Annotated in this window: 13 protein-coding genes; 6 read left to right on the top strand and 7 right to left on the bottom strand. The window is 43.8% G+C overall.

Annotated elements, in window-relative coordinates; translation table 11 throughout:
- Window positions 1-419: 419 nt before the first annotated feature.
- The 3 genes from LSG31_RS10660 to LSG31_RS10650 all read left to right on the top strand — a co-directional run bounded on the left by LSG31_RS10660 (window position 420) and on the right by LSG31_RS10650 (window position 3,138).
- Window positions 420-1,169 (top strand): hypothetical protein, encoded by a 750-nt coding sequence (locus tag LSG31_RS10660; protein WP_347439234.1) that lies wholly within the window; start codon window positions 420-422, stop codon window positions 1,167-1,169.
- Between the two features lie 121 nt (window positions 1,170-1,290).
- Window positions 1,291-2,907 carry a sodium:solute symporter family protein gene (locus LSG31_RS10655; RefSeq protein ID WP_347439233.1) on the top strand — a complete coding sequence of 539 codons (1,617 nt, stop codon included), beginning with the start codon at window positions 1,291-1,293 and terminating at the stop codon, window positions 2,905-2,907.
- A gap of 12 nt (window positions 2,908-2,919) precedes the next feature.
- Window positions 2,920-3,138: an Asp23/Gls24 family envelope stress response protein gene (locus LSG31_RS10650; protein ID WP_347439232.1), complete on the top strand. Its 219-nt coding sequence runs from the start codon at window positions 2,920-2,922 to the stop codon at window positions 3,136-3,138.
- A gap of 198 nt (window positions 3,139-3,336) precedes the next feature.
- Here LSG31_RS10650 and LSG31_RS10645 read toward each other — a convergent pair whose 3' ends face one another.
- Complete coding sequence (locus LSG31_RS10645) at window positions 3,337-4,035, bottom strand: PIG-L deacetylase family protein (protein WP_347439231.1); 699 nt, start codon at window positions 4,033-4,035, stop codon at window positions 3,337-3,339.
- Window positions 4,036-4,217: 182 nt separating this feature from the next.
- On the opposite strand from LSG31_RS10645, the gene LSG31_RS10640 reads away from it, so the two are divergent.
- Complete coding sequence (locus tag LSG31_RS10640) at window positions 4,218-5,306, top strand: ATP-grasp domain-containing protein (RefSeq protein WP_347439230.1); 1,089 nt, start codon at window positions 4,218-4,220, stop codon at window positions 5,304-5,306.
- Window positions 5,307-5,312: 6 nt separating this feature from the next.
- Window positions 5,313-5,786: a low molecular weight protein-tyrosine-phosphatase gene (locus tag LSG31_RS10635; RefSeq protein WP_347439229.1), complete on the top strand. Its 474-nt coding sequence runs from the start codon at window positions 5,313-5,315 to the stop codon at window positions 5,784-5,786.
- Window positions 5,787-6,114: 328 nt separating this feature from the next.
- Here LSG31_RS10635 and hmpA read toward each other — a convergent pair whose 3' ends face one another.
- Both hmpA and LSG31_RS10625 read right to left on the bottom strand, forming a co-directional pair.
- Window positions 6,115-7,383, bottom strand: coding sequence for an NO-inducible flavohemoprotein (hmpA, locus tag LSG31_RS10630; RefSeq protein WP_347439228.1), 1,269 nt, complete (start codon window positions 7,381-7,383; stop codon window positions 6,115-6,117).
- 250 nt (window positions 7,384-7,633) lie between these two features.
- Complete coding sequence (locus tag LSG31_RS10625; RefSeq protein WP_347439227.1) at window positions 7,634-8,608, bottom strand: aldo/keto reductase family protein; 975 nt, start codon at window positions 8,606-8,608, stop codon at window positions 7,634-7,636.
- 234 nt (window positions 8,609-8,842) lie between these two features.
- Between LSG31_RS10625 and LSG31_RS10620 the strand changes: the two genes are divergently transcribed.
- A complete protein-coding gene (locus LSG31_RS10620; protein WP_347439226.1) occupies window positions 8,843-9,862 on the top strand; it encodes a LacI family DNA-binding transcriptional regulator in 1,020 nt (339 codons plus the stop codon).
- Between the two features lie 115 nt (window positions 9,863-9,977).
- Here LSG31_RS10620 and LSG31_RS10615 read toward each other — a convergent pair whose 3' ends face one another.
- From LSG31_RS10615 to LSG31_RS10600, 4 genes are all read right to left on the bottom strand, one after another.
- On the bottom strand, window positions 9,978-10,832 hold the full coding sequence (locus tag LSG31_RS10615) for an amidohydrolase family protein (protein WP_347439225.1): 855 nt from the start codon (window positions 10,830-10,832) through the stop codon (window positions 9,978-9,980).
- 51 nt (window positions 10,833-10,883) lie between these two features.
- The gene (gene fucU / locus LSG31_RS10610; protein WP_347439224.1) at window positions 10,884-11,315 is read right to left on the bottom strand and encodes an L-fucose mutarotase; all 432 of its coding nucleotides are present in this window, start codon (window positions 11,313-11,315) and stop codon (window positions 10,884-10,886) included.
- 96 nt (window positions 11,316-11,411) lie between these two features.
- Window positions 11,412-12,209 (bottom strand): SDR family NAD(P)-dependent oxidoreductase, encoded by a 798-nt coding sequence (locus tag LSG31_RS10605; protein WP_347439223.1) that lies wholly within the window; start codon window positions 12,207-12,209, stop codon window positions 11,412-11,414.
- Window positions 12,210-12,372: 163 nt separating this feature from the next.
- On the bottom strand, window positions 12,373-13,392 hold the full coding sequence (locus LSG31_RS10600; protein ID WP_347439222.1) for an ABC transporter substrate-binding protein: 1,020 nt from the start codon (window positions 13,390-13,392) through the stop codon (window positions 12,373-12,375).
- Between the last annotated feature and the right edge of the window lie 11 nt (window positions 13,393-13,403).

Below are 13,403 nucleotides of genomic sequence, written 5' to 3'. Positions count from 1 at the left end.
AGAGTTTGTTGCGATATCAATTCCTTAAAAGTCCTTGGGAAGAATAGTCGTAATGTAAAAAACTGAATTGTTTGAAGAATAGTATTACCCGAACCTCAAGGACTAGTTTAGAACTAGCGGGTAAAACGCCATGGCATGATACGTTGCTCATGAATTCAATAACATCAATACCGTTCTAACGGCAAGGTTAGCGTTTAAGTATCAGAGTATCCTTCTATCTCACATTGGCCAGTTGAGAACTAGTCGATGCTGACAAGTGCTAAAGCAAAGTGTATGAACGAATGTATAATGAACTTCTTAAGGTAAGTACCTGCACGAAAGTGAGACAACAGTGCAGGTACTATATGAATTCTAGAAGAGCCGCACAAATCAAGTCGTAAAAACAGATATATAAATAACTCAATCAAGGTGGTGTTATCTTGAATAAGCTTTTTAAAGTCAGTCTCCTATTACCATTCCTTGTGCTTGCAGGATGCTCTAATTCTAAAGTACCTAATACTAATGTTCAAACTAAGGTAAATATACCTTGGAGTAGTGTGTCAAAATCGGTTCAAAACGTCACCTATGCTTTAGAATCCATGTACAATGGTAAACCAGACCAAACATCAAATAACATTCAAGTAAAACAGAAATCAACAGATAATCAAACATACTATTATCTTATCTCTATTACTGGTAAATTCCTTAAACAAGGCGTAAAAAAATCTGCATCAGACCTCTCTTTTTCGATTCTGGAAGACGGAACCAAAGTATGGGGACTCGTTGCAAAAGATGATGCTGGTAATATAGTTTGGCAAAACAATGACTTATCTGTTTTACCATCAAATATACAATTTATTGGGCATAGCGAAAATTGGAAAGGTGTTTATGATTTAAGTGGGGCAAAAGTATGGAACAAAAATTTTTCGCTGTATGGAATATGGGAAGAACATCAATTTAAACTTACTTACATTGGGGCTAACCCACAAACTGTTCCACATCTTAAATATACTGTAAAATCTACAGGTGGAAGTTTCTCATATGAAAATAACAATGTAGATCTCCATAAGGTTATTACTTCCAATGGCGCAGGCGCAGTATTATTTCCTGGAAAAAACGATACTCTGACTACAACAGTGGATTGGGGTAAACAAACGGAAAATTTTGAACTGAACGCTACTGCAAAGTAATGATTTTACACATACAATACACATCATATAAATGATTAAATTTGAAATACTACATGTTAGCCATTGCTTTGTCCCTACTGCATGGATGTAAGGAGAACTCAAACTTGCAAGGAGGCTTACGATGCAACATGCATTATTTCATGCAACGTTTATCGATTATTTATTGATCGCCATTTATTTCGTATTTGTGATCGGCATTGGATTTCTCTTGAAAAATCACATGAAGACAGGTGAAGACTTTTTCTTGTCCGGACGGTCCATTCCCGGTTGGATTACAGGCCTTGCATTTTTATCGGCGAATCTTGGAGCACTGGAAGTTATGGGCATGGCCGCAAGCGGTGCCGAATATGGATTGTTGACGGCACATTATTATTGGATCGGTGCGATTCCGGCAATGTTGTTCCTGGGATTGTATATGATGCCATTTTACTATGCGACGCGTGTTCGTTCTGTCCCTGAGTATCTAAAGATGCGATTTAATGAAGCGACAAGGGCGGTCAATGCGTTTTCCTTCGGGATTATGACAGTGCTTACGTCAGGCATCAGCCTGTACTCAATGGCGTTGATCTTTCAGGTCTTGATCGGCTGGTCACTGACGGCAAGCATTTTTATTTCTGCTGTTGTTGTATTGATTTATGTGGGATTAGGCGGATTGACATCCTCCATCTATAATGAAGTCATTCAATTCTTCCTGATCTGGGCTGGATTGTTGCTGATTCCTTTACTCGGGATCCACGATTTGGGCGGATGGAACGGAATGATGGCACGACTTCCGGCAAGTTTCGGTCATCTCTGGCAAAACCTCGATAGTCCTGCACACAATGCCATGCAAATCGATTGGCTTGGTGTCGTGCTCGGATTGGGCTTTGTCCTCTCATTCGGTTATTGGACAACCGACTTTCTCGTTGTTCAGCGGACACTCGCCGCAAGAAATTTGCGGGCGGCACAAAATACGCCCATTTATGCGTCATTTTTTAAGATGATCGTTCCGCTTTTGGTTATTATACCCGGATTGATCGCTGCCGTTTTATTTCCCAATATAGGAAAACTGAATGGGCCAAGCTACAACCTGGCTCTGCCATTGCTGATTCAACATTATTATCCGCCTGGGATGATCGGGCTTGGACTCACTGCCATGCTGGCAAGTTTTATGAGCGGCATGGCCGGCAACGTGACGGCATTTACCACAGTCTGGACATACGATATTTATCAGGCATATATCAATCAGAACGCCAGTGATGAACACTATATCAAAATCGGACGTTGGGCGGTTGTGGTCGGCGTCGTCATCAGTATCGGCACTGCCTATATCGCGCAAGGGTTTCCCAGTGTCATGGACTACATGCAAACACTGTTTTCGTTCTTCAATGCGCCATTGTTTGCAACATTTTTGCTTGGCATGTTCTGGAAAAGAACAACCGCCTGGGGCGGTTTCTTTGGCCTGTTATGCGGCATCGTCGGAGCGTTTTTACTGTACATTTTCTTGCCGGCCAACTACTTCGCAAGCGCTGCGGCGGGGAACTTCTGGCGCGCTTGGTGGGCATGGGTGATTACGACGGCAATCACGGTTGTGATCAGTTTCATGACCAAGCCAAAACAGGAAGGAGAATTAAAGGGTTTGGTATATGGTTTAACAAGAGCACCTCATTATGGAAATCTGGCATGGTACAAACGTCCCGGTTATTTGGCTTCGCTGTCCGTCATTATACTTATCGTTTTAAACATCTGGTTTTGGTAGGAGGTGCTGCAATTGAGCGAAAATGAAAACAAACGCCGCTGGTTCGATTTGCGTTTCTTAATTGGTCTTTTGTTTGTCATATACGGTTTCATTTTGGCGATTTTCGGACTCATTGTACATCCGAAAGCAATCGTAAATTGGAATATAAACTTGTGGTGGGGAGTTCTTCTTTTCGTCTTTGGTTCAGTTTTTCTGTTATTGTCCCGGCGGGAACAGAGAATGGATGATTGAGAACCGACTCGGATGTCGCTGTTTTCTCACTTGAATCCTGTATACATATGAGCAACCATAATTCTGTCATATACACAATCATTCCACTTCCCATGGTTTGTGGAGTGATTGTGTTTAAAAATACCCTTCTTCTGTAAAATTCCCTTCTCTCACAGAAAAAATCATATTCGATCGTATCTTTATGTGATTCGGCAATACTCATCCATGCAAGCGGATCATTTGAAACGCCTCCGCATACTCGCTGTAGATGGCTTGGCCCCGAAATTGGGCTTTAATCCTGATGGATTTGGGATGTACCGGATGACATTCTTCGCCAATCTGTGTTTGATACGCAGCCAATGCTTGCATTTTTACCTGTAATTCTTCCTCTGCCAATGGTAAAAACAGATTCGGTTCGAATGTTATTTCTCCATCTGTCTCATACACAAATATGGATCCATTCCAAAAGTAGGGCCTGCAAGAAGTGATTCCTGCTTCGTGGAGGACGAGATGATCCTGATGCTTTGTTTTGGAGGGAAGAATCACAATCGTAGGTTGAAACTCCTGGATGTGTGATTCAATTTTGGCAACCAAATCCACTTTTGGAATCGTATCGAGACGACTATGATACATCGGCATTGCTGTATCCGTATATAGAAAATGATAATCGGCAACGCCTAATATTTGCATGGCAGCTTGCAGTTCTTTTAGACGTTCCGATCCTGAATACAATTCATATTTCGCTAGTTTCTTTTTGTATTTTGTATACTGCCCCAGTACAAATGATGCGATTACAACCCGGATGGAACTATTATTTTTTAAAAACTTTTGAATGATTCCACCACAACCAATCGTTTCATCATCCGCATGTGGGGCAAGAATTAACACACGTTGTTGATTGAAGTTCAAACTATTCAATGTCTCATACCCCTCCTTTCATCCTCTTTCCTAGCATATGAAAAATCTTTTTTCTTGAGCTAGATAAAAACAATCAGTTTGGCTGTGGATATAACTAATTTTGCAATATTAGATGAGTATCCATGTTCTGATTTCATGTTTTCTAATATGTTGAAAGTAACAGGTTTAGGAGTTGATAGACAGTGCAACAGCGAATCCATGTTCTACTGACAGGCGCGGGATCTCCGGCTTCCCCCGGTGTGATTCAATCGTTAAAAAGGGTTCCATCCTTTGACATTCAAGTGACCGGGATCGATATCAATCCAGATGCCGCAGGTGCTTCCATGGTCGACAAGTTTTATCCGGGCCCACGTGCGAACGACCCTTTGTTCCTCCCTTTCGTAAAACTTTTATGCCAAAAAGAAGCGATCGATGTCGTGCTGCCTTTGGTGAGTGCGGAACTTGAATCGCTGGCAAAAGAGAAGCCGGATTTTAAAAGACTTGGCACAGAAGTGTCCGTATCGGATGCAGATCGGCTGACACTTGCACTCCATAAGGGAATCATGCTGCAGACTCTTGGAACTGCCGGTATTCCCATTCCTCAATATGATGTCGTACAGACAGCAGACGAGCTGGAAAAAGCGATTGCCACACTTGGATATCCGCAAAAAGCCGTTTGTTTCAAGCCGACGATCGGAGATGGAAGCAGAGGATTTCATATTTTGGATGATAAAAAAGATCGCTTCCAACTGTTGTTTCATGAAAAACCAAGCTCAGCCTATATCAGCTTACAGGAGGTAAAACAAATTCTGAGCACCGCTTCGGCCATTCCCGAACTGATCGTGATGGAATACCTGCCGAATGAAGAATATAGTGTCGATATTTTGGCAAAGGAAGGAGAAGTCATCATAGCCATCCCTAGATTGCGCAAGAAGATGATTGGCGGAATTACCGTAGAGGGAGAAATCGTAAACGAGCAGGATGTTGTCGAGTATTGTACAAAGATCGTACAGGAACTGAAACTGCACGGCAACATCGGCATTCAAGTTCGCAGAGATGCAAGTGGTTTGCCAAAAATCATCGAAATTAATCCGAGAATTCAAGGAACCATTGTACATTGTACGGCGGCAGGCGTGAATTTGCCATTTTTGGCTGTCAAGCTGGCAACACATCTCCCCATTGAAGAATGGGAACTTTCTGTACAATGGGGCACAAAAATGATACGGTACTGGGAGGAGTTATTTCATTCTTCGGACGGCATCCCGTTTCGGCTGTTTTCTTCAAGGAGGTAAGAAATATTGATTCATGTAATATTTGTATGTAAGGGAAACATCTGTCGCTCTCCAATGGCTGAAGCGATCTTCAGAAAAAAAGTGCAAGATGTCGGATTGGCAAATGAAATATCGGTAGATTCAGCAGGTACAGGCAATTGGCACATTGGAAACCCGCCACATCCCGGAACGATTGAAATGTTGAAGCAACACTCCATTCCGCACGAAGACCTGATCGCAAGGCAGATACAGCCGGAAGATTTGCAAAAGTTCAATTATATTGTCGTCATGGATGAGCAAAACATGGCCATGATCAGAAATTTGGGAAATGTCCGGCAGCAAATGTTCCGTCTGCTTGAGTTGGTTCCTTCCATTCCGGAAAACAACGTTCCGGACCCCTATTATGACGGCCAGTTTGATCGCGTGTACGAATGGATTTCCCTTGGCTGTGATGCGCTTTTGGAGAAAATTCAGAAGGATCATCATCTGGATACCGTGTAGAAATCATGGCAAACAAATGGATTTTCTAAATCCGTGAGAATAGCCACCAATTGCAAGGGGGCGGCACGAGTACACATGCATTCGCTCAAACAGTGCCGATCACTTTGCTCTAATTTAAATTGTAATGTCGCAAGACGATCGGCAAACTTAGCACTCATGTGTACTCATACCACCCCCAAGTCACTCTTGGTGATTTTAAGCAGGCTTTGTTGAACCCCTGTATACATGACATGAGGATTCAGGGGATTCATACAAAAAACCTCCTAAAGAAACTAATGCTTCGCCAGTGCTTTTGTTGGCGAAGCATTAGAGTTTCATTTACCTTCCTTTAAGCCTCCACAACAACATTTGTTGCGCTTTTGTCGCCAGTCGCCGGTGCGTCGACCAAATCGCCTTTTGGTCCGAAGAATTCAAAATGAATGGAATTCTCAGGCACGCCCCACTCTTGCAATGCGCGATACACAGCTTTCATAAACGGCGTAGGACCGCAGAAATAAAAGTCAGCTTCTTTAGACGTGAGGATGGATTTCAACCAAGGCAGGTCGATGTATCCTTCCTTATCAAAGGATTCGTTTCGGACATCTTCGGCCGTTGGCTTTTCATAACAGACATAGGACTGTACTTGCAGGTATTTGGTTTCCAGTCTGCTGACATGCTCTTTCATTGCATGGAATTTGCTGTTAATCGCTGCATGAATGAATGTAACAGGACGATTGGGCTGTTTCTCGACCAGGGTATTCAGCATGCTGACCATCGGAGTCAAGCCCACACCGCCACTAATCAGCACAACGGGTACGGTTTTTTCCATATTCAAGACGAAATCTCCAGCAGGTACGCTGATCGGTAAAATGTCGCCTTCCTGTACCTGCTGGTGCAAATACGCAGATACTTTCCCGGCAGGTTTGTCACCGATGGCATCTTCCCGTTTGACACTGATGCGATAATAGTCTTTCCCCGGCGCGTCAGACAGGCTATACTGGCGGATATGTGTAAATTCGTCACCCGCGCCATTGATTTTGACACTGATATACTGTCCCGGCGCATACTCCGCAATCGGACCGCCGTCTGCCGGTTTCAAATAAAAGGATGTGATGACTTCACTTTCCTTTACTTTCTTCGCCACGACAAAGTTCCGGAAATCTTTCCAGCCGCCCGTTTGTTCTGCAGCTTGCTGGTACATTTCCGCTTCCACTTTAATAAATACGTCAGCAAGCACACCATACGCTTGCTTCCAGGCATCCAGAATTTCCGGTGTAGCGGCATCGCCGAGAACATCTTCAATGGCCAACAACAAATGTTTGCCGACGATCGGATAATGCTCCGGCTTGATTCCAAGGCTCCGGTGTTTATGCGCGATTTGTGCAACAACAGGCAAAATAGTTTCCAACTGATCGATATTTGCCGCAGCCGCATATACGGCGTTGGCAAGAGCCGTTTGCTGTCTGCCTTGTTTTTGATTGGCATGATTAAAGATGTTCAATAATTCCGGATGATTGGAAAACATCAATTGGTAAAAGCGCGACGTAATCGCTGTACCGTGTTTTTCCAACACAGGCACGGTTGATTTTATGATTTCAATAGTTTTTTGGCTTAACATTTCTTTTTTCATCTCCACTCATTTGATTCCTATCTTTTTCTCTTTTATCTTTCTATTTTTAATCTGTAAATCTATTTAAAAGCGATGTATGCCATTGTAGCTGATTTTATCGACTCGATTTGTGACAAATATCACAACAGCCGAAAAAGAATCCTGTCCAGCATAAAAACGCCCATACCAAATAGGAATGGCATGGGCCTGCATTTTCTCATTCGAATTCAACAGAATCATCATTCAATGGATCCCTTTTTTACCAGATCGGCACGAATCCATCGATTTCTTTTAGGACACTTTCTATTTCTCGGGAAATTTCTTCTGTCAGCAAAACATCGATCGCTTTTATATTTTCTTCAATTTGGCTGACTTTACTTGCACCGATAATTGCTGAACTTACATTCCCTTGGCGCAGCACCCAGGCAATCGCCAATTGGGAAAGAGTCGCATCGACAGATTTTGCTATTGTTGCAAGCTTCTGAACGCAACCTAAGACATCATCCCGCAAATAACTTTTAATCCAATGGTTCGTATCTGCATTGGCAGCTCGGCTTTCCCCCGGAATCTGATTTCCCGGCTTATATTTCCCAGTCAAAATCCCTTGGGCCAACGGTGAAAATACAACTTGCCCCAAGCCAAACTGTTCACAAGCGGGAATCACCTCTTTTTCAATATAGCGAACAAGCATATTGTAAATCGGTTGATTGGAAATAAGTGGACGGAGATTTCTTTTTTCTGCAATCCCTTTTGCATGAGTGATTTGTGCTGCCGTCCATTCGCTTACACCTGCATAGAGCACTTTTCCTTGTGCAATCAAATCATCCAGTGCGCGCAAAGTTTCTTCAAGGGGAGTGTTGACATCATAGCGATGGCACTGGTACAAATCGATGTATTCCACACCCAGACGTTTCAGGCTTGCATTACACTGCTCCACGATATGCTTGCGCGATAAACCGCGGTCATTGGGTCCATCGCCCATTGGAAAATAGACTTTCGTCGCCAGAACGTAACTGTCCCGCGGATACTTGCGCAGGGCTTCACCGACGACTTTTTCCGCTTCCCCCTGGTTGTATGCGTTTGCCGTATCGAAAAAATTAATACCCAGCTCATATGCCCGGTCGATGCAATCCACCGCGATTTGCTTTTCGGTGGCATTACCATATGTAAGCCAGCTGCCAAGTCCGATTTCACTCACTTTTAATCCGCTGTTTCCAAGATGCCGGTATTTCATTTCACCATCTCCTCTTCGTTGCACTTCTACTATGAATGGATATTGCCAATCTTTCAGGTTGTCCGGGAATGATCTTTTATCATTCCTGCAACCAGCTTCCAATCGTCCAGCATGTTCACTCATTTTTCAATTCAGATGCATAGTTCCTCTTGAAATGTTTTATATTTCTATGTTAACGTTATCATATATTTTTCGTTTCCATCCTGTCAAGATTTTAAGTGAGGGTACGTATAAATGCCAACCATACTTGATGTAGCGCGAAAAGCAAACGTTTCGGCAATGACCGTTTCCCGAGTGATCAACGGGTCAGGGCCGGTGAATGAAGAAACTCGCCGGCGTGTCGAACAGGCGATGAAGGAACTGGATTACTATCCAAACAGCAATGCAAGAAGTTTGGTAAAAAAAGAAACGCGTCTGCTCTCGCTGCTGATCACAGACATCACAAATCCATTTTACACGACATTAGCCCGCGGCGCTGAAGATGCCGCCAAACGTCTCGGCTACCGCTTGATTTTTTGCAATAGCGACGAAGACCCTGCGAAGGAAAAAGAATATATCGAGATGTTGCTCTCGACACAAGTAGACGGTGTACTTTTTGCGCCAAGTGGAGACGATTCCCTGAAAAATTTGCGTCTCTTGCGGAAACAGGGAATTCCGTTTGTTTTGATTGACCGGGAAGTTCCCAACCTGGAATGTGACAAAGTTTTGGGTGACAGCATGTTAGGCGCACATAAATTAATGGAACATTTGATCGAAAACGGTCACCGGCGAATTGCCTGCATCACGGGTCCCAAACACATCTCGACCGCCCGCGACCGCTTGCAAGGGTATCTTGCAACACTCAAACTGCATGATCTTGAAATCGATCCGTCCATGATCATTGAAACCGAATATACATTGGGCAGCCACCAAGAAGTGATGCAAAAATTGTTGGAATTACAGACATTGCCTACCGCAATATTTGCCGCCAACAATTTTGTCGCTCTTGGCGCGATCAAAGAATTGCGGAAACATGGATGGAAAGTGCCTGAGGATATTTCAGTCGTATGTTTTGATGATCTCGACTTGCTGCAAGATCTTGATCCTTTTCTGACGGTTGCAAAACAGCCTTCCTACGATTTCGGCGTCTTCGGAGTGCAAATGCTGGTCGAGCGCATTCTGGGAACAGCAACCTCAAATTTCAGAACGATTGTCTTGCCACCGGAAATTATTATTCGTCGTTCCAGCCGAAATATCAATGCAGCACTTGAATAGCATTTGACACGAAAAGAAAACATAATAAGAAGGTCAAATGGATTCGCTCTTAAAGATCTTATCCATATGATCTTCTTGTATTTTTCTATGAATGTTGTGTGTTTATGTTGAATCGCTACATTTTGAGTGGCAAAAGCGGATCGAGTTTGTAAAATCGAATCGCATTGTATCCAAACAAATCTCTGTATGCCTGTTCCGGCTCTTTGATCGAAATGGTTTTCGAGAGCACGTCAATCACTTCATCGTAGCTGGCAGCCAACAAACAAACCGGCCAATCGCTCCCGAACAGGATACGCTTTGTGCCAAAAACATCAATGACATGCTCAACGTACGGAATAAAATCTTCGATCTTCCACTCGGCATGATCCGCTTCCGTAACCATTCCTGAAAGTTTGCAGTACAGTTTGGGATAGTTTGCAGCCTCTTTTATCTGTTCATTCCAAGGTTCGAATGTATGTGATCGTATATCCGGCTTGCCGATATGGTCAATGACACCCCGCAAATTTGGAACTTGCTCCAAAAGTTTTAAAACAGACGGAAACTGGCGGGAATAAATCAGGATATCCACAGGGAAATCCTGTTCCGCAAAAAACCGGAACGCCCGAATCATGTGGGGCTGCAGGATTTCATTTGCATCCTCCATTTCCTGGATCATGACACGAACCCCGATAAAATAAGGATTCTCCCGGAAGACTTTGTAACGCTGGCGAAAATCCGGATGTGCAAGATCCAGCCATCCGACGACACCGGCGATCCTGTCCGAACTCTCGCATAAACCTAGTAAAAATTCCGTTTCCGCCTCCGTCGGAGCAGCCTGCACAAGTATCGTTTTGCCGATGCCGTGTTTATCCAATTGGGGAAGTAAATCTTGCGGCAGAAAATCTCTATATAAAACTTGGAGATCCGGAGTGATCCAGCCATAATCGTTTCTATCCAGCTTCCAATAATGTTGGTGCGCATCAATTTTCATGGACATTTCCTGCTCCCGGCATTGATTTTGTCTTTCGGAGAAACTATGAAACTACGACTGTATAACGCCTTTTTTCAAAATGATATTGCCATATAAAGCACGTTCCCCTGTTGCCACGATTGCATACGCCTGTTTTGCCTGTTCATAAAAAGAAAATCGATCCACCCAGCAAAATTCTGCTTTTTGCTCTGCCTCTTGTCGGATAATTTCCAGATACATGTCCCAAATCGCCGGTTTCACCGGATCACCAGGGACGACTTGCATGAGACTGACTGCATAATCCGCATACGTATCCAATGGAAAGAAGCGCATGATGGCTGCAAGAAGCGCCGGAATCCCATGACCATCACAACGGATCAACTTTCCGGCATGGCTGGCCGCTGGAAAATTGGCATCCGCCAGTACAATTTCATCCCCATGGCCCATCTCCATCAATGTTTTTATTAATTCCGGGGAAATAATAGCAGGAATCCCTTTTAACATAGAAACCCTTCTTTCATACTGTTCCAAAGAATTTTCGTGAAAATTTCAATCAAATGAAAACACCGTTTTTCATTGAATATTCATGATTCATTTCCATTATCGTTCCATATGGTCATCCGGTTGTGCTGCTTTGACGGTAAGGCCGCCATCCACCATCAATAGATGTCCATTGACCTGTGCGGCTTCTGCGGAAGCCAAGAATACGACCGCATCTCCAATTTGCCTCGCTGTGCCCAAACGTTTCATCGGATTCGCTTCAATTTCACGGGCGCGAATATTCGGATCCGCCAAATACTCTTTGCAAAACTCCGTATCCGTAGTACTCGGGCCGACCGCGTTGACATTGATGCCATAACGGCCCAATTCAATTGCCATCCCTTTTGTCAACATATGTCCTGCAGCTTTTGAAGCCAAGTAATGTGGGATGACTGGACTTGTGACCATTAGGCTGGCAGTGGATAAAACGTTGATGATTTTCCCGTATGTTCGTTCGATCATCCCCTTTGCAGCCAGTTGGGAACATATAAAAATTCCCTTCACATTCGTATGAAACGTCCGATCCCATGTTTCATCCGTTACTTTCATAAACGGTTCAAATGGCGCTATGCCTGCATTATTGACGAGAATATCCACAGCCCCAAGTTCTTGTTCGATTTTTTCATACATGGCAATGACTTGTGAACGGTTGCCGACATCCGCTTGAACAATGATGGATTTACATCCCAACTCTTGTATGTTTTGTTGCACATGTTCTGCCAAATGTCTTAAATCATCCGTAAAATAATTGATCGCTACATGTGCGCCTTCCTCCGCCAATCGAATCGCAATCGCTTCGCCAATCCCTCTGCATCCACCTGTAACTAATGCTATGCGGCCATCCAGTCTTTTCTTCATGTCTGTCACTCCTCGTAGTCCTTCCTAATGTACATCCATCCAGTCGCCATTTATCAAGTTATTTTTACGTTATCGTTAACATGAAAGGGAAGCAAATTGCTGCAAACTACTTGCTTCCCAATCCACCAATCCTCAAATGAACCTTTTTGAATTCCCTATCCTTTTATTTCTTGCCCCGTGGATAAAGCAATTTTTGAATCTCCGGTTTGTTCATATTATCTTTTGTTACAACGGTTGCACCTGTATCCACTTGTTTGTCGATATGCTTGCCTTCGAGGTCAAGCACCGCATCTTTCACGCCGTCATACCCAATTTTATATGGATTTTGAACAATCAAAGCCTGTATGGTTCCATCCTGCAATGCTTGAATTTCTTTTGGCGATGCATCAAAACCTACGATCTTGACTTTCCCTTGCAACCCCTGCTGCTTGATTGCTTGAGCCGCACCAAGGGCGCCAGGTTCATTTGCCGCAAAGATGCCTGCCAAGTGTGGATGAGCCGTCAAAATATCTTCCGTTACAGATAGTGCCTTGTTATAATCGCTTTGCGAATATTCCGTAGCAACCAATTTGAGTCCCGGATATTTTGCCAACTCTTCTTTAAATCCTTGCTCCCGCTCATTGGAAGTGGATGCACCTGCGATAAATGGGAGCAATGCTACATCTCCTTTCCCGGATAACAGCTTATCCATCGCATCGGCTGCTTCTTTGGCTGCATTGACATTGTTTGTGGCTACAAAGGAATCAGATACTTGCGGACTTGTGCCGGAATCAATCGTAATGACTTTGATTCCATCCTTTTCCGCTTTTTTGATGACAGGGATCAACGCTTTTGTATCAGATGCTGCAAGTACGATCGCATCTACATGTTCATTGATAAAGTTTTCCAACAATGATACTTGGCCACTGACATCCGTTTCCGCCGACATGCCTTTCCAGATCACATTTACGTTTCCCAGATCCTTGGCTGCCGCAACCGCCCCGGCATGAACCGTTTCCCAATAATCAAATCCGACCGCTTTAGGGACAACGGCAATTTTATAGGTTTTGCCGGCACTTGTTTTGACCGCGGTATTCCCATTGGAAGATTGTGATCCTTGATTTGTGGCCGTACCGTTTGCGCCACAGCCGACAAGTGAAAGCATTAAGACAGAGCTTGCAACCGCAACTACCATTTTTTTCATGTGTTTTCCCC

Source organism: Fodinisporobacter ferrooxydans (assembly GCF_022818495.1).
GTDB lineage: Bacteria > Bacillota > Bacilli > Tumebacillales > MYW30-H2 > Fodinisporobacter > Fodinisporobacter ferrooxydans.
This window is presented reverse-complemented; position numbering and strand designations above follow the sequence as displayed.